Raw genomic sequence first — 16354 nt, 5'->3', positions numbered from 1 at the left:
ACTGCCAACGGTCTGCACACCCCACCCACAGAGTCGGCAGTCGGAAAATCACCCAACCGCCGGAGCACCCACCCCCGGAACCGCCCCCGGACCCACCCCCCCTCCCGAAAGCCCCCCACCCACCAACAGCCCCGCGCAGCGCCCCCCACAAGCCCCGACAATGGACCCATGTCCGGACCCGCCCCAAAGATCACCGCCCCCACCCGGCTGACGACCACCGTCACCGCCACCCACGGCGAGCCCGGCCGCCAATGGCTCGCCGCTCTGCCGGCCGCGGCCACCACCCATCTGGCCCGCTGGAACCTCACCCTCGAACGCACCCTGGACCCCGGCGGCAGCCTCAGCCTGATCGCGTACGTCCACCGCGACGACCTCTCCCCCGCCGTCCTCAAGGCCGGACTGGTCACCCCCGAGACCGCCCACGAGCACACCGCGCTCACCCACTGGGCCGGCCGCGGCGCCGTCCTGCTGCTCGACGCCGACCCCGACGCGGGAGTCCTCCTCCTGGAGCGCCTGCACGGCGACATCCCGCTGCGTTCCCTCGCCGAGGCCAAGGCGATGCTGGAGGCCACCAGCCTGCTGCACCGCCTCTGGGTCGAACCGCCCTCCAGCCCCGCACAGCCCGCCGGCCCCGAACTCCCCACCCTCGCCGACCGCGTCACGGACACCGCCGCCCGCCTCGCAGAGCACCGCACCCACCCCGCCGCAGCCGCCGCCCAGCCCCTCATCGACGAGGCCCTCGCCACCGCCCGGGCCCTGACCGCCTCCGCCGACGAGAACCTCCTGCTGCACGGCGACTTCCACCACGGCAACGTGCTCGCCGCCGACCGCGCCCCCTGGCTGGCCATCGACCCCCGCCCGCTGACCGGCGAGCGCGCCTACGACCTGGCCCGCCTCGCCCTGGACCGCGCGGACACCCTGATCGGCTCCCCCGGCGCCCCGGCCGCGGTCCGCCGCAGGCTCCAGCAGCTCGCCGACGCCCTCGACGTCGACCGGGACCGCCTGCGCGGCTGGGCCCTGTTCCGCGCCGTCGACCTGGCCCTTCGCGCACTGGCCACGAGCCGCCACGAGGACGCCGAACTCCACCTGGAACTCGCCGGTCACCTCTCCGACTAGGACCGACCCCCCGGGCCACCGCTACGGCAACGGCAACGGCTACCGCAACGGCAACCGCGCCCCCATCACCGCGTACAGCCGGTCCGTCGCCGGGAACCGCACCGCCCGGGCCAGGTCCTGGTAGCCCAGCGCCCGGTAGAGCCGCCGGGCCGGTGTCTCCGCGTCGATCGCCGACAGGATGCTTCGCTCCAGGCCCGAGCCCTCGCACAGCAGCCGGATCAGCCGCGAGCCCACGCCCTGGCCCTGGAACTCCGGCAGCACGTGCAGTTCGGTGACCGCGAACACGCCGTCCAGCCAGTCCCCGTAGCCCCGTGCGGTCAGGTACGGCTCGATGACGGTGCTCCACCAGTGGTCCCGCTGGTTCGGCATCCCGTACCCGAACCCGACCAGCCGGCCGCCGCTCATCGCCCCGAAGGCGATCACCCCGGGCTGCCGGGCGTGCCGCCCGACGATGTGCAGCCGGACCGCGACCTCCTCGGGCGTCAGCCCGAACGCCACCGCCTGGACCTCCAGCGCCTGCGGCGCCCAGGCCGCGAGGTCGATGGCCTCGATCGTCACCCCGGTCAGCTGATCCATGCTCCGGACGTTACTACCAGCGGCCCCCTGGCGCGGCCGAAGATCGGAACCCAACAACCGGCGAAACACCGGCGAACCGCGCCACAACACCGCCCCGCACCCGGGCACCCCGGAAGCGCCCGGGCCCCACCGACCCACCGACCCCACCGCACCCCCGACCCACCGCCCCCGGGAGGAGGTCAGAACAGCACGCTCATGAAGGCCCCGACCTCCCGGAACCCGACCCGTCGATACGCGGCCCGCGCCCGCAGGTTGTAGTCGTTGACGTACAGCGAGACCACCGGCGCCACCTCGCGCAGCGCGACGTCCAGCACGGCCGCCATCCCGGTCTCGGACAGCCCCTGGCCGCGGTGCTCGGGCGCCACCCAGACGCCCTGGATCTGGCAGGCGCCCTGGGTCACGGCTCCGATCTCGGCCTTGAACACCACCCGGCCGTCCTCGGCGAAGCGCGCGAACGACCGCCCGGTGGTGACGAGTTCGGCCACCCGGGCCTGGTAGAGCAGCCCGCCGTCGCCGGCCAGCGGCGACACCCCCACCTCCTCGGTGAACATCGCCACGCAGGCGGGCATCAGCGCCTCCACCTCGGTGCGCCGCACCCGGCGTACCAGCGGGTCGGGCGCGATCTCCGCGGACGGCGAGGAGGTCGCCAACAGCGGTTGGTGGCCCCGGACTTCGCGTGCGGGGCCCCAACTCCGTTCCAGCAGCGCCCAGAAGGCGGCGGTCGCCCCGGCCGGTCCGACGATCGAGGAGCAGCGCCGGCCCTGCCGCCGGGCCCGCTCCGCGAAGGCGGCGACGGCCTGCGGCCCGGCGTTGACCAGGACGAGGTTCGCCCCGGCGTAGCAGAGGGCGTCGAGCACGCCGTCCGCGCCGTACCAGCCCCACATCTCCCCGCCGAGCCGCCACGGGTCCAGCCCGACGGCCTCGACCCGGGTCGCGACGAAGGCGTTGGCGACCGGGTCGCGGTGGAGGATCTCCAGGGCGTCCGCCAGGTCGGGCGGTTCCAGCACGCGGGTGGTGGCCAGCGCCCGGGCGGCCTGGAAGGAGCTGGGGAGCATCACACCTCGATCGATCATCGAGACAGCACCTCACTGAGACGACTCTGGCCGCACCCTACTCCGTGGCCCCACCCGGCTACGGCCGCGGGGCCGTCCGCGAACGGACGGCCCCGCTTCCGGAAAACTTCGCTGCACCCGCGCTCGGACCGCTCGGCGGCCACCCCGCGAGGACGTGACCGCTCGGCGGTCACTCCGCGGCGACGACGGTCGGCGAACCGGCCTCGACGCCCTCCCCCTGCATCTGCTCGGCGAGCTTGAGCGCCTCCTCGATCAGGGTCTCGACGATCTTCGACTCGGGAACGGTCTTGATCACCTGGCCCTTGACGAAGATCTGGCCCTTGCCGTTGCCGGAGGCGACCCCGAGGTCGGCCTCGCGGGCCTCGCCCGGCCCGTTCACGACGCAGCCCATGACGGCGACCCGCAGCGGCACCTCCATGCCCTCCAGCCCGGCGGTGACCTCCTCCGCGAGCTTGTAGACGTCGACCTGGGCGCGGCCGCAGGACGGGCAGGAGACGATCTCCAGGCCGCGCTCGCGCAGCCCGAGCGACTCCAGGATCTGGTTGCCGACCTTGATCTCCTCGGCCGGCGGGGCCGACAGCGAGACCCGGATGGTGTCGCCGATGCCCTCGGCGAGCAGCGCGCCGAAGGCGACCGCGGACTTGATGGTGCCCTGGAAGGCCGGACCGGCCTCGGTGACGCCCAGGTGCAGCGGGTAGTCGCAGGCGGCGGCGAGCTGGCGGTAGGCGTTGATCATCACGACCGGGTCGTTGTGCTTGACCGAGATCTTGATGTCGCGGAAGTCGTGCTCCTCGAACAGCGAGCACTCCCAGAGGGCGGACTCGACCAGCGCCTCGGGGGTGGCGCGGCCGTACTTCTCCAGCAGCCGCTTGTCGAGCGAGCCGGCGTTGACGCCGATCCGGATCGGCACCCCGGCGTCCTTGGCGGCCTTGGCGATCTCGCCGACCTTGTCGTCGAAGGCCTTGATGTTGCCCGGGTTGACGCGCACCGCGGCGCAGCCGGCGTCGATCGCCGCGAAGACGTACTTGGGCTGGAAGTGGATGTCCGCGATGACCGGGATCTTCGACTTCTTGGCGATGATCGGCAGCGCGTCGGCGTCGTCCTGGGACGGGCAGGCGACGCGGACGATCTGGCAGCCGGACGCGGTCAGTTCCGCGATCTGCTGCAGCGTGGCGTTGATGTCGGCGGTCACGGTGGTGGTCATCGACTGCACGGAGACGGGTGCGTCGCCGCCGACCGGCACGTTGCCGACCATGATCTGCCGGGAGTACCGGCGCTTGGCCAGTGGCTTGAGCGGCAGGGACGGAATACCGAGCGAGATCGCGGTCATGTGCGCAGGGTTCCCCGGGGTTGAGGTGTGGATCGACCGCCCGGCCGTTGGGACGGCCGAGGCCGGGCGCGCCACGATCGCGCACCCGGCCTCCACGGTACGGCACGGTCCGGGGGCCCAGCACACCCGCCGTACCCGAACGTCCTAGCCGATCTTCACCGGGTTCACCAGGTCGGCCACCATCACCAGCAGGGTGAACCCGATGAAGATGCTGGCCACGACGTACGCGACCGGCATCAGCTTGGCGACGTCGAACGGGCCCGGATCGGGCCGCCGGAACAGCTGTGCGAACCGGCGGCGGACCGACTCCCAGACCGCGCCCGCGATGTGGCCGCCGTCCAGCGGCAGCAGCGGCAGCATGTTGAACAGGAAGAGCGACAGGTTGATGCCGGCCAGCAGGTTCACGAAGATCGCGATCCGCTGGGCGGCCGACTCGTGCAGGGAGAACACCTCGCCGCTGACCCGGGCGGCGCCGACCATGCCGATCGGCGAGTCCGGGTCGCGCGGGGCGTCGCCGACGACGGCGTTCCACAGGCCCGGGATCTTGCCGGGCAGGGCGGCCAGCGACTTCACCCCGTTCTCGGCCATGTCGTACATCCGGTCGACCGACTGCCCGAGGCCGAGCTGGACCGTCTCGCTCTTCGGGGTGAACCCGAGGAACCCGGCCTGGACGGTCCGGCCCTTCTCCGGCACGCCGTTGCCGTCGTACTTCTGCACGTCGTTGACGGCGATGGTGGGCGTGAAGGTGAGCTGCTGGCCGCCGCGCTCCACGACGATCGCCACCTGCTTGCCCGCCGACTTCCGGATGTCCGCCTGGAGCTGGTCGTAGTCGCGGATCCGGTCGCCGTCGAAGGAGAGCACCTTGTCCCCCTGGCGCAGACCCACCTCGTTGGCCGGGGTCTTGGGCGCGTCGGCGGGGCAGGTGTCGGTCGGCTGACCGGCCTTGACCACGCACTGGGCGACCGAGCCGATGGTCGGCACCGCCATGGTGACGCCGAAGCCCATCATGACCGTCAGGAACAGCCCGAACGCCAGGACCAGGTTCATGAACGGCCCGGCGAACATGACGATGACCCGCTTCCAGGGCTTGCGGGTGTAGAACAGCCGGGTCTCGTCGCCCTCCTGGAGCTCCTCGTAGGAGGCCTCACGGGCGTCCTCGATCATGGACCGCCAGGGCGAGCTGCTGCGCTTGGTGATCCGGCCGTCCTCGCCCGGCGGGAACATCCCGATCATCCGGATGTACCCGCCGAAGGGGATCGCCTTGATCCCGTACTCGGTCTCGCCCTTCCGGCGCGACCAGATGGTCGGGCCGAAGCCGACCATGTACTGGGGCACCCGGATGCCGAAGAGCTTGGCCGTGGAGAGGTGGCCGAGCTCGTGCCAGGCGATCGAGACGAGCAATCCGACCACGAAGACCAGGATGCCGACCACCGTCAAAACCGTTGCCACCGCTGGTCCTCCGTCATGCCGCTCCGCTCATCGTCTCGTCGTACCGCGATCCGTGCCGTACCGCGGTCCCGGTCGTGCCGGGCACCGCCGCCGGAGGCGTGGACGTCAGCCCGCCGCCAGCTCGCGGGCCCGGGCACGGGCCCAGTCCTCCGCGTGCAGGACGTCCTCGACGGTCAGGGAAGTTCCCGCCGCGGCCGTCCGACCGTCGTGCTGTCCGTGCTCGGCCACGACCTTGGCAACAGTGTCCACGATCCCGGTGAAGGCGAGGCGGCCCTTCAGGAAGGCCTCCACGCACTCCTCGTTCGCCGCATTGAACACCGCCGGCGCCGTTCCGCCCAGGGTGCCCACCTCACGGGCCAGCTCGACGGCCGGGAAGGCCTCGTCGTCCAGCGGGAAGAACTCCCAGGTCGCGGCCTTGGTCCAGTCACAGGCGGGCGCCGCTCCCGGCACCCGGTCCGGCCAGCCCAGACCCAGCGCGATCGGCATCCGCATGTCCGGCGGGCTCGCCTGCGCCAGCGTCGAACCGTCGGTGAACTCCACCATCGAGTGCACCACCGACTGCGGATGGACCACGACCTCGATCCGGTCGAACGGCACGTCGTACAGCAGGTGCGCCTCGATCACCTCCAGGCCCTTGTTCACCAGGGTGGCCGAGTTGATCGTGACGACCGGGCCCATCGCCCAGGTCGGGTGCGCCAGCGCCTCCTGCGGGGTCACCCCGGCCAGCTGCTCCCTGGTCCGGGTGCGGAACGGGCCCCCGCTCGCCGTCACCACCAGCTTGCGGACCTCGGCCCGGGTGCCGCCCGCCAGCGCCTGGAACAGCGCCGCGTGCTCGGAGTCCACCGGCACGATCTGGCCCGGCTTCGCCACCGCCTTCACCAGCGGACCGCCGACGATCAGCGACTCCTTGTTGGCCAGCACCAGCACCCGGCCCGCCCGCAGCGCGGCCAGCGTCGGCCGCAGGCCGATCGAACCGGTGATGCCGTTCAGCACCGAGTGGCACTCCACCGCGGCCAGCTCGGTCGCCGCGTCCGGCCCCACCAGCACGGCCGGCAGCGGCCGGCCCGCCGCCTTCGCGGCCAGCGCCTCGCGCAGCGCCGGCTCCGCCGCCGGATCGGCCACCGCCACGGTGTGCACGCCCAGCCGCAGCGCCTGCTCGGCCAGCAGCTCCACCCGGCCGCCGGCCGCCGACAGCGCGACCACCCGGAACCGGTCCGGGTTGCGGAGCACGACGTCGACGGCCTGGGTGCCGATCGACCCGGTGGAACCGAGGATCACCAGCTCCCGGGGGCCGGAGGGGTCCGCCACGGTGGGCGTGAAACGCAGCTGCGGGTGGGCGAGCGAAGTCATGCGCCCATTGTGTCCTGTCCGAGACCTTTCCCAGGACGCCCCCGGCACACCCGGGCTACCGTCGGACCCATGCGTACCGTCATCGCCGGGGGCCACGGACAGATCGCGCTCGGGCTCGAACGGCTGCTCGCCGACCGCGGCGACCGCCCCGCCGGGATCATCCGCCGCCCCGAACAGGCCCCGGACCTCGTCGAGGCCGGCGCCGAGCCGCTGCTGCTCGACCTGGAGTCCGCCACCGCCCCGCAGCTCGCCGCCCTGCTCGCCGACACCGACGCGGTGGTCTTCGCCGCCGGCGCCGGCCCCGGCAGCGGCGCCGCCCGCAAGAACAGCGTCGACCGCGACGCCGCCGTCCTGCTCGCCGACGCCGCCGAACTCGCCGGCGTCCGGCGCTACCTCATGGTCTCCTCGATGGGCGCCGACGCGGCCGCCCACCACCCCGCCGACGAGGTCTTCGAGACCTACCTACGGGCCAAGGGCGCCGCCGACGACGCCGTACGCGCCCGCACCTCGCTGGACTGGACGGTGCTGCGCCCCGGGCGGCTCACCGACGGCCCCGGCACCGGCCTGGTCCGCCTCGCCCCCGCCGTCGGCCGCGGCGCGGTCGACCGGGCCGACGTGGCCGCCGTCCTGGCCGCCCTGCTGCACGAACCCGGCACCGCCGGGCAGACCCTGGAACTGGTCGCCGGGAACGCCACCGTCGCCGAGGCGGTCGCCGCCGCGGCCGGCCACGGCGCCTGAACGCGCCGCGGGGCCCGGTCCGCACCGGACCGGGCCCCGCGGCGAGCGGTACCTCAGAGGTCGAGGCCGGTCAGCACCATGACCTTCTCGACGGTGTAGTCGTCCATCGCGTACTTGACGCCCTCACGGCCGACACCGGAGTCCTTGACGCCGCCGTACGGCATCTGGTCGGCCCGGTAGGACGGCGCGTCGCCGATGATCACACCGCCGACCTCCAGCTCCCGGTGCGCCCGGAAGGCGGTCTGCAGGTCGTGGGTGAACACGCCCGCCTGCAGGCCGAACGGCGAGTCGTTGACCGCCGCGAAGGCCTCCTCGACGCCCTCCACCCGGTGCAGCGACAGCACCGGGCCGAACACCTCGGCCTTGGCCAGGATCGCGTCGGCGGGCAGCTCGGCCAGCACGGTCGGGGCGTACGTCGCGCCCTCGCGGGTGCCGCCGGCGAGCAGCTTGGCGCCCTTGGCGACCGCGTCGTCCACCCAGGACTCCACCCGCTTCGCGGCGTTCTCGTCGACCAGCGGGCCGACGTCCGTCGCGTCGTCGTTCGGGTCACCGGTGACCTGCGCCGCGACCTTCGCCACGACCTTCTCCACCAGCGCGTCGTACACCGACGCGTCGGCGATCACCCGCTGCACCGAGATGCAGGACTGGCCGCCCTGGTAGTTCGCGAACATCGCGATCCGGGTCGCCGCCCAGTCCAGGTCCGCCTCCGAGGACCAGTCCGCCAGCACCACGGCCGCGGCGTTGCCGCCCAGCTCCAGGGTGGTGTGCTTGCGCGGCACCGAGTCCATGATCTGGTAGCCGACCTTGTCCGAACCGGTGAAGGAGATCACCGGCACGCGCGGGTCCTGCACCAGGGCCGGCATCCGCTCGTTCGGCACCGTCAGGATCGACCAGGAGCCGGCCGGCAGGTCCGTCTCGGCCAGGATCTCGCCCAGCACCATCGCCGACAGCGGCGTCGCCGGGGCCGGCTTGAGGATGATCGGGGCGCCGACCGCGATCGCCGGGGCGACCTTGTGGGCGACCAGGTTCAGCGGGAAGTTGAACGGGGCGATCCCCAGCACCACACCGCGCGGGAAGCGGCGCACCACCGCGAAGCGGCCCACGCCGCCCGGGTCGGTGTCCAGCCGCATCGTCTCGCCGTTGGTGCGGCGCGCCTCCTCGGCGGCCCAGCGGAAGACCGACACCGCGCGGCCGACCTCGCCGCGGGCCCACTTGACCGGCTTGCCGTTCTCGGCCGTGATCAGCTGGGCGAGCTCCTCGGTGCGCTCCGCCAGCCGCTTGGCCACGTGGTCCAGGGCGGCGGCCCGCTGGTGCGCCGGCGTCGCGGCGAACACCGGCAGCGCGGCCACGGCGGCGTCCAGCGCCTCCTCGACCTGGGCCTCGGTCGGCACGCTGACCCGACCGACCAGACGGCCGTCCCAGCTGTTGTGCACCTCGAAGGCGGCGTCACCGCTCGCCCGGCGGCCGGCGAGCCAGAAATCGTACGTGGTGGTCACCGTGGTACCGGCCCTCTCCTCGTCGTCGTACGGCCCACGGGCGTGGGACCCGAACCCGAGGGTAGGTGCGCGGAGCGGCCGACCGGATTGGCCGACTAGGAGCGTTCCGCCCCGGAGCCACTCCACCGCGTCCAGCCGGGCCCGCTACTCCTCGCCGGAGCGCAGCGCCAGCCACAGCTCCATCCGCACGTCCGTGTCGTCCAGCGAACGGCCCAGCAGCTCCTCGACCCGCCGCATCCGGTAGCGCAGCGTGTGCCGGTGCACCCCCAGGTCCGCCGCGGCGGCGTCCCACTGCCCGTGCCGCGACAGCCACGCCCGCAGCGAGGCCACCAGGTCCCCGCGGGCCGTCCGGTCGTGATCGCGCAGCGGCCGCAGCAGCCCCTCCGCGAACGCCGTCACCGCGTCCTCACCGAGCAGCGGCAGCAGCGACCCCGCGCCGACCTCCTCGTGGTCCACCGCCCGGCGACCACCGCGCAGGGCCACCGCCAACGCCCGCTCCGCCTGCGCGTGCGCCGTACCGGCCTCCTCCAGCGCGGCCGGGGCCGAGACGCCCAGCGACAGGCCCTCGTGCTCCTCCACCACCCCCAGGCAGGCCCGGTGCACCGCGCCGTTGTCCAGCGCCAGCACCACCAGCCGAGGCCCGTGCGCACCGTCCTCCCGCGCCACCAGCAGCTTCTCGCCCACCCGGGCACCCGCCTGCTCGGCCCGGTCCCCCAGCTCCACCAAGGCCTCCGCGGCGTCCGCGTTCGGCCCCGCCCCGGCCACCAGAACCCTCGTCGTGCCCTCCGGCAGACCGCCGAACAGCCCCACCGCCACCTGCCGGGCCGTCGCCACCTCGCCCGCCAGCACCATCCGAAGCAGCGCCGCGCCCATCCGCTCCTCGGCCTGCCGCAGCTCGCGCGAACGCTCCAGGGTGAGCGTCAGCAGCGCCACCGCCGCGTTCAGCACGTACCGCTCGGTCGGCGTGATCCGGTCCTCGGTCCCGACCGCCAGGAAACCCCGGGCCCGCCGGTCCGCCCCCAGCGACTGGACCACCACGTAGTCCTCGTCCGCCGTGTCTATCCCCGGCGACCGTCCCTGCAGCGCGGCACTCGACGGCGCCGGCCGCCGACGCAGCCGGTCCACCTCCGCAGCCAGCCGCCCCGCCCGGCGCGCCGCCCAGTCCGGCGCCACCACCGACAGCGCGCCCGAGCCGTCGTACAGCGCCGCCCAGCCCCCCAGCCGGGCCGCCAGCCGGCGCACCACGGCCGTCGTGCCGTCCTTGCCCAGCGCCGCCCGGGTCAGCTCCTCCTGCGCCTCGAAGCTCGTCGTCACCGCCTCGTACTGCTCCGCGGCCAGCGCCGCCGACACCACCTTGCTGATCGCGATGAACGGCGTCGGCTCCGGCACCCGCAGCAACGGCAGACCCCGCTGCTGCGCCGCGTCCACCAGCGGCTGCGGCACCTCGGTGTGCGACAGGCCCACCCCCAGGCCCAGCCCGACCACCCCGGCATCGGCCAGCCGGTGCACGTACGCCTGCAACTGCGCCGCCGTACGGCCCAGCTTGATACCGGTGGTGAGCAGCAGCTCGCCACCCTCCAGGAACGGCGTCGGGTCGTCCAGCTCGCTGGTGTGCACCCAGCGGACCGGCCGCTCCAGGTGGTCCGCACCGGCGAGCACCGTCAGGTGGAGCGAACTGTTGCGGACGACGGAGGCGAGTGTGGGGGGCATGGCACCTTCGGAGGGTCGACCTGACCGCGCCGTTGCGGCCGGGCGAGGAGAGGGCAGTGGGACTGGTGAGGGTCTCTCCCCTTCATTATGGACGCCCCGGACAACCGGCACTGCCGAATCCACCTCCGAGGCGACTTCTACCGCCCGCCCGCATCAGCCCCGGAGATCCACCAGCAGCGGCGGAACCTGCTCCCCCGACACCGCCGTCAACGACACCACCGCGTGCCCGGCCGGCAACGCGTGCGCCAGATCCGACGGCGACCACCTGAGCCGCTCCACGTCCCGCGTCGTCACCGACTCCGTCTGCGCCGTCGTCCCCGACAACGCCTTCCGCCCCAGCCGCCCGGCCCGCCGCACGACCCCGCCGGAGGTGTCGGGGGTGTGGGTCACCGCGGTCTCCTGCACCAGGTGCGTCCCCCAGGCCTCCGAGAACAGCCGCCCGTCCCAGGGCGCGATCCCGGGGAAGGCCACCCGGCAGCCCACCGCGCCGAACAGCGGCGCCCGCAGCGCCTCCGGCAGGTCCACCAGGGTGCGCAGCAGCAGCACCGCACCCGCGTTCGCGCCGCGCATCCGCTGCAGACCGCGGACGGTACCGGAGTCCAGCGCCGCCGAGGCATCGTCCACCACCAGCCCGGCGAACAGCGAACGGTCCTCCCGCGCACCGGCCGCCTGCACGAACTGCCCCACCACCAGCCGGGACAGCATCCGGGCCGCCTCCGGGTGGCTGCGCTCGGGCAGCTTCACCCGCACCCGCAGCGGATGGTCCAGCACCCGCATCGCGAACGGGGGACGGCCCGTTCCGTCGGTCGCGAAGGCCCCCTCGAAGGCGGGCCGCTCCAGCAGCCCCAGCCGGTCCGCCAGCAGCGCCCCCGGGTCGTCCGCCCGGCCCCGCTGGCGCTCCCGGTACTCCAGGTCCCGCTCGTACGCGGCCAGCCGGCCCGCCGTGCCGAGCGCCTTCACCAGCGCCGCCAGCGCGTCCGGCTCGCCGCCCAGCAGGGCCCGCAGCTCGCGCACCCCCGGGTAGCGGCGGTACGCGGCGTGGAACGGGCCCACCACCTGCTGCAGCGCCGTCCGGGCGTTCTCCGCGCGGGCGGTCAGCTCGTCCGGCAGCAGGGCGTCGGCCAGCCGCGCCGCGGCCTCGTCCGGATCCTGCGCCGCACCGTACAGGTCCAGCCCGTACACCGAGGCCTGGTCACCGGGCGCGATCACCACGTCGTACCAGGAGTCCGGGCCGAGGTCGGCGTCCGCCGCCCCGACCACCACCGCGCACGCGGTACCGGCCAGCGCCTGCAGGCACAGCGCCTCGGCCACCGGCCGGGCCAGCCGGGCCGTCTTCCCCGTCCCGGCCGGGCCGACCGCCAGCAGCGAGGTGCCCAGCACCGCCGGGTCCAGTGCGAAGTCCGCCGCGCGGTGGTTCAGCGGGTTCTTCGGCACGTCCTGGGCCACACCGAGGCAGACCTGGCCCAGCAGCAGGTCGTGCCGCCGCACCCGGCCGGGCAGCTCACGCGCCTCGGACGGGTGGGCGAAGGCCGCCGCGCCGCGCGCGGCCACCTGCTCGGTGAACGCGGGCACGAACGCCGGGTCCGCCTGCGCGGACTCCCAGGCGCGCTGGATCCGCACGTAGTCGACATCGCCGACCGCCTCGGCCTCCAGCCGCGCCGCCGCCTCGAACGCCCCGCCCTGCCGCAGCCCGTCCCACGGGTCCCGCCCCCGAGCCGCCTCCACCACCGCCCCGTCCTCCTCGGCGGGCTCCACCTGCGTCACCGTCCGCGACAGCAGCGGGGCGGCGTAGCGGCGCCAGACCTCGGGCCAGCGGCCCATCCGGCCGAAGACCTTGATGACCGCAGCGGCCACGACGACGTTCACCGACACCCCGACGACGGTCACCAGGGTCTCGGTGGGGTGATCGACCCACACGGTGATCACGATCAGGCGGAGCACCAGCTGGGTGCCGTAGACGAAGGCCAGCCACCCCACCACCGCGTTGAGCGCCGCCCGCAGCAGCAGCGGCCAGGTGGGGACGCGGGCGGCCTCCGCGCGTTCCGGGTCGATGCGGCGGTAGCCGAGGCGGTAGACGCCGGGTTCGGCCTCGGGGCGCGGGGCGGTGGCCCAGGCGGCGAGGTCGAAGGCCCCGCCGGGGGCGGTGGCCGGGCGTGGGTGGGGGAGGGGGGTCGGGGGTCTGGTGGTGGTGTGGTCGACCTGGTGGTGTGACCCGTCCTGTGCCATGTACGGCCCCGCTCCCTCGCCCGCCCGGCCCGACCGCCGTCGGTGCCGCCATACCCATGCCGCCGTACCGGCGACACGCCCGCGCTCAGGGTAGTGGAGCGGGGTCTGCGGGTAGTCGTGGCGCTCGGGCTGGCCGTGCCGGACAAGTCGGACGGCGCAGTGCTACCGAGTGGCGCATGCCCGGTCGGGGAGGGCGGCCGTAGCCTGCGAAGCACCGAGCCGAGAAGTCTGGAGATACCCCATGAGCGCCGTAACGCCGCTCCCGCAGGAGCGCCGCCTGGTCACCGCGATCCCGGGTCCGAAGTCGCAGGAGCTGCAGGCCCGCAAGCTGGGTGCGGTGGCGGCCGGTGTCGGCACCACCCTGCCGGTGTACGTCACCCGTGCCAACGGCGGCGTGCTGGAGGACGTGGACGGCAACTCGCTGATCGACTTCGGTTCCGGCATCGCCGTGACCAACGTCGGCAACAGCGCCGAGGCCGTGGTGGCCCGGGCGAGCGAGCAGCTGGCCGCCTTCACCCACACCTGTTTCATGGTGACCCCGTACGAGGGTTACGTGGCCGTCGCCGAGCAGCTGAACGAGCTGACCCCGGGTGACCACGACAAGCGCACGGCGCTGTTCAACTCGGGCGCCGAGGCGGTCGAGAACGCGGTGAAGATCGCCCGCGCGTACACCAAGCGCACCGCCGTCGTGGTGTTCGACCACGGCTACCACGGCCGCACCAACCTGACCATGGGCCTGACGGCGAAGAACATGCCGTACAAGCAGGGCTTCGGTCCGTTCGCCCCGGAGATCCACCGGGTGCCGGTGGCCTACCCGTACCGCTGGCTGACGGGCGCGGAGAACTGCGCCGCCGAGGCCGCCGCGCAGGCGATCGACATGATCAACAAGCAGATCGGCGCCGAGAACGTCGCCGCGATCATCATCGAGCCGATCCAGGGCGAGGGCGGCTTCATCGAGCCGGCCAAGGGCTTCCTGCCGGCGATCGTGGAGTTCGCGAAGGCGAACGGCATCGTGTTCGTCGCCGACGAGATCCAGACCGGCTTCTGCCGCACCGGCCAGTGGTTCGCGTGCGAGGACGAGGGCATCGTCCCGGACCTGATCACCACCGCCAAGGGCATCGCCGGCGGTCTGCCGCTGGCCGCGGTGACGGGTCGCGCCGAGATCATGGACGCCGCGCACGCGGGTGGCCTGGGTGGCACCTACGGCGGCAACCCGGTGGCCTGTGCCGCCGCGCTGGGCTCGATCGAGACCATGAAGGAGCAGGACCTCGTCGGCAAGGCGCAGCGGATCGGCGAGGTCATGCTGGGCCGCCTGCGGGCCATGCAGGAGAAGTTCGACGTCATCGGCGAGGTCCGCGGCCGCGGCGCGATGGTCGCCGTCGAGCTGGTGAAGCCGGGCACCAAGGAGGCGAACGCGGAGGTCACCGCGGCCATCGCCAAGGCCTGCCACGCCGAGGGCCTGGTGGTGCTGACCGCCGGCACCTACGGCAACGTGCTGCGCTTCCTGCCGCCGCTGGTCATGCCGGAGCACCTGCTGAACGAGGGCCTGGACATCCTGGAGGCGGCGTTCGCCGCCGCCTGAGCGGTGTCGCCCGTCAGGTCGTGAAACCCCCGCCGGAGGGTTGTCCGGACAGCGCTGAACGGCCCGTGGGGACCTCTGGTCCTCGCGGGCCGTTCGGTTTTCCGTCCGGTTCCCGGCTGCCCGTCCGGACAGTCCCCGGGCGGTTTTCGCATGCCGCCCGGGTGGTCGGGCATCATCGGGGGGACCGTCCGGAGGGCCTCCGGGGCGGGGTGAAGATGATGTGCGGAATCGCTGGAGGCGCTCGGTCGGGAAGGGCGGTTGACGTAGTGTCATCACCGATGGACAGCGAGCCCCAGCCGTTGGCGGGGCCGTCCGCGGGGCCTCCCGGAGGGGCCGGTCCGCGCGGGCCTCGCGAGGACAACCGGTCCACCCCGGGAGGGGTGGCACCCACCGAAGGCCGATCGACCGACCGTCCGACCCACACCCCCCGGGGCGCACGGAACGGCGATCATCAGAGCCGCCCCGGAGCTCTCCCCCCTGCTCCGGGGCGGCTGTCCGCCGTTCCGGGCCGGGTGGCCCGGTCGGTGGCGGTGCCGGTGGTCGCGGCGGTGGTGCTGCTGGTGGTGTCCTGGCAGGTGGCGGTGGACGGGCCGCTGCTGGGGGTGGACCGCTGGGTGCGCGCGGCCGTCCGGACGTCCCACCGTGATCACCCGAGCGCCCTGCTGGACGACCTGGGCCACCTGCTGTCGAACCTGGGCGACGGGGTGCCCGCCGTCCCGGTGCTGCTGGCGGCCGGTGGGCTGGCCGCCTGGTGGTGGCGTCGGGCGGGGGCGGTGCGCTGGTGGCTGCCGCTGCCGGTGGCGGCGCTGACGTCGTTGCTGATCCCGCTGCTGGTGGTCCCGGCGAAGGCCGGGTTCGCCCGGCCGGGCCCGCTCGGGGGCCCGCTGCTGCCGGGGCAGTGGGGCTGGTACCCGTCCGGGCACACCGCGACGGCGACCATCTTGTACGGGGTGGCGGCGCTGCTGCTGGCCCGGGCGGCGGGTCGGCGGACGGCCCGGGGGTTGACCGCGGGCGCGGTGGTGCTGACGCTCGGCGTGGGCGCGGGGCTGGTGTGGAGCGACTTCCACTGGCTGCTGGACGTGCTGGCGAGCTGGTGCCTGGCCGTCCTGGTGCTGTGGGCGCTGGACCGCCGGCTGCCGAGGCCGGGCGCCTGAGGGCGGCGGGCCTCCCCGGCGCCCGAGGGCGTCAGGCCTCGGGGGTCAGGCCTCGGGGGTGCCCTGCTCGGGGGCGTCCTCGTCGTCGTTGCGGTGGACGAGGCCGGTCTCGCCGTTGTCGCGGTGCCATTCGACGACGAGTTCGTCGCGGGCGCCGAAGCGGACGAGGTGGCGGCCGACCACGTCCTCCAGGCCGGCCAGGTCCTGGCGCTCGCCCTCGACGGTGAGCAGCAGGGCGTCCGGCCGGGCCTCCATGGTGGCGGTGCCGGCCTTGAAGACCAGGGTGCCGTGGCCGGTCTCCGGGGAGAAGGAGGTCTCGATCCGCTTGCTCATGTGGGCGGCGAGCTGCTTGGCGTAGCGGGCGGGGCGGTCGGTGGCGACGCGGGCGGTGGAAACGGGCACGGGAACTCCAGGATCGGGAAGGGGAACTTAGGGTCCCCTCACTTGGAAGTACCGTAACGCAGATGCTGAGCTAAGCTCAAGATATTTCTCCGAGCACTTTCCACGGTCGGCCACACGCCCGGGACCGGCCGATACGCTTGGGCCGACCCCAG

13 protein-coding genes are annotated in these 16354 nt (G+C 73.8%); 4 read left to right on the top strand and 9 right to left on the bottom strand.

What is annotated here, in order from left to right; translation table 11 throughout:
• The first annotated feature begins 168 nt into the window (after positions 1–168).
• A complete protein-coding gene (locus tag ACFWXO_RS35555) occupies positions 169–1116 on the top strand; it encodes an aminoglycoside phosphotransferase family protein (RefSeq protein WP_380529261.1) in 948 nt (315 codons plus the stop codon).
• A gap of 39 nt (positions 1117–1155) precedes the next feature.
• On the opposite strand, the gene ACFWXO_RS35550 is transcribed toward ACFWXO_RS35555, so the two are convergent.
• The 5 genes from ACFWXO_RS35550 to dxr form a co-directional block, all read right to left on the bottom strand.
• A complete protein-coding gene (locus ACFWXO_RS35550) occupies positions 1156–1692 on the bottom strand; it encodes a GNAT family N-acetyltransferase (RefSeq protein WP_375896097.1) in 537 nt (178 codons plus the stop codon).
• Positions 1693–1871: 179 nt separating this feature from the next.
• Positions 1872–2747, bottom strand: a complete 876-nt coding sequence (locus tag ACFWXO_RS35545) for a GNAT family N-acetyltransferase (RefSeq protein ID WP_375896145.1) — start codon at positions 2745–2747, stop codon at positions 1872–1874.
• A 187-nt stretch (positions 2748–2934) separates the two neighbouring features.
• Positions 2935–4095, bottom strand: coding sequence for a flavodoxin-dependent (E)-4-hydroxy-3-methylbut-2-enyl-diphosphate synthase (gene ispG, locus ACFWXO_RS35540; protein ID WP_350518302.1), 1161 nt, complete (start codon positions 4093–4095; stop codon positions 2935–2937).
• A 144-nt stretch (positions 4096–4239) separates the two neighbouring features.
• Positions 4240–5544 (bottom strand): RIP metalloprotease, encoded by a 1305-nt coding sequence (locus tag ACFWXO_RS35535; RefSeq protein ID WP_375896100.1) that lies wholly within the window; start codon positions 5542–5544, stop codon positions 4240–4242.
• Positions 5545–5649: 105 nt separating this feature from the next.
• A complete protein-coding gene (dxr, locus tag ACFWXO_RS35530) occupies positions 5650–6894 on the bottom strand; it encodes a 1-deoxy-D-xylulose-5-phosphate reductoisomerase (protein ID WP_375896102.1) in 1245 nt (414 codons plus the stop codon).
• 69 nt (positions 6895–6963) lie between these two features.
• On the opposite strand from dxr, the gene ACFWXO_RS35525 reads away from it, so the two are divergent.
• Positions 6964–7632 carry an NAD(P)-binding oxidoreductase gene (locus tag ACFWXO_RS35525; protein ID WP_375896105.1) on the top strand — a complete coding sequence of 223 codons (669 nt, stop codon included), beginning with the start codon at positions 6964–6966 and terminating at the stop codon, positions 7630–7632.
• Between the two features lie 53 nt (positions 7633–7685).
• Here ACFWXO_RS35525 and ACFWXO_RS35520 read toward each other — a convergent pair whose 3' ends face one another.
• From ACFWXO_RS35520 to ACFWXO_RS35510, 3 genes are all read right to left on the bottom strand, one after another.
• On the bottom strand, positions 7686–9128 hold the full coding sequence (locus ACFWXO_RS35520) for an aldehyde dehydrogenase family protein (RefSeq protein ID WP_375896108.1): 1443 nt from the start codon (positions 9126–9128) through the stop codon (positions 7686–7688).
• A gap of 144 nt (positions 9129–9272) precedes the next feature.
• Positions 9273–10838 carry a PucR family transcriptional regulator gene (locus ACFWXO_RS35515; RefSeq protein ID WP_375896110.1) on the bottom strand — a complete coding sequence of 522 codons (1566 nt, stop codon included), beginning with the start codon at positions 10836–10838 and terminating at the stop codon, positions 9273–9275.
• Positions 10839–10991: 153 nt separating this feature from the next.
• Positions 10992–13064 carry an ATP-binding protein gene (locus ACFWXO_RS35510; protein WP_380529257.1) on the bottom strand — a complete coding sequence of 691 codons (2073 nt, stop codon included), beginning with the start codon at positions 13062–13064 and terminating at the stop codon, positions 10992–10994.
• A 241-nt stretch (positions 13065–13305) separates the two neighbouring features.
• On the opposite strand from ACFWXO_RS35510, the gene gabT reads away from it, so the two are divergent.
• Both gabT and ACFWXO_RS35500 read left to right on the top strand, forming a co-directional pair.
• Entirely contained in the window at positions 13306–14646 is a 1341-nt protein-coding gene (gene gabT / locus ACFWXO_RS35505) for a 4-aminobutyrate--2-oxoglutarate transaminase (protein ID WP_380408839.1), read from the top strand.
• Between the two features lie 524 nt (positions 14647–15170).
• Positions 15171–15800, top strand: coding sequence for a phosphatase PAP2 family protein (locus ACFWXO_RS35500; protein ID WP_380529254.1), 630 nt, complete (start codon positions 15171–15173; stop codon positions 15798–15800).
• A gap of 45 nt (positions 15801–15845) precedes the next feature.
• Here ACFWXO_RS35500 and ACFWXO_RS35495 read toward each other — a convergent pair whose 3' ends face one another.
• The gene (locus ACFWXO_RS35495; RefSeq protein WP_375896119.1) at positions 15846–16202 is read right to left on the bottom strand and encodes a DUF2218 domain-containing protein; all 357 of its coding nucleotides are present in this window, start codon (positions 16200–16202) and stop codon (positions 15846–15848) included.
• Between the last annotated feature and the right edge of the window lie 152 nt (positions 16203–16354).

Origin of the sequence: Kitasatospora sp. NPDC059088 (assembly GCF_042738155.1) — a bacterium.
Classification (GTDB): domain Bacteria; phylum Actinomycetota; class Actinomycetes; order Streptomycetales; family Streptomycetaceae; genus Kitasatospora.
Note: the sequence above shows the minus strand (reverse complement) of the source record. Positions and strands in the feature narration are given on the sequence as shown.

Coding starts and splice junctions, on each gene's coding strand:
- ACFWXO_RS35515 (WP_375896110.1), bottom strand. CDS start 10,838: ATGCCCCCCACACTCGCCTCCGTCGTCCGCAACAGTTCGCTCCACCTG.
- gabT (WP_380408839.1), top strand. CDS start 13,306: ATGAGCGCCGTAACGCCGCTCCCGCAGGAGCGCCGCCTGGTCACCGCG.
- dxr (WP_375896102.1), bottom strand. CDS start 6,894: ATGACTTCGCTCGCCCACCCGCAGCTGCGTTTCACGCCCACCGTGGCG.
- ispG (WP_350518302.1), bottom strand. CDS start 4,095: ATGACCGCGATCTCGCTCGGTATTCCGTCCCTGCCGCTCAAGCCACTG.
- ACFWXO_RS35550 (WP_375896097.1), bottom strand. CDS start 1,692: ATGGATCAGCTGACCGGGGTGACGATCGAGGCCATCGACCTCGCGGCC.
- ACFWXO_RS35545 (WP_375896145.1), bottom strand. CDS start 2,747: ATGCTCCCCAGCTCCTTCCAGGCCGCCCGGGCGCTGGCCACCACCCGC.
- ACFWXO_RS35510 (WP_380529257.1), bottom strand. CDS start 13,064: ATGGCACAGGACGGGTCACACCACCAGGTCGACCACACCACCACCAGA.
- ACFWXO_RS35555 (WP_380529261.1), top strand. CDS start 169: ATGTCCGGACCCGCCCCAAAGATCACCGCCCCCACCCGGCTGACGACC.
- ACFWXO_RS35525 (WP_375896105.1), top strand. CDS start 6,964: ATGCGTACCGTCATCGCCGGGGGCCACGGACAGATCGCGCTCGGGCTC.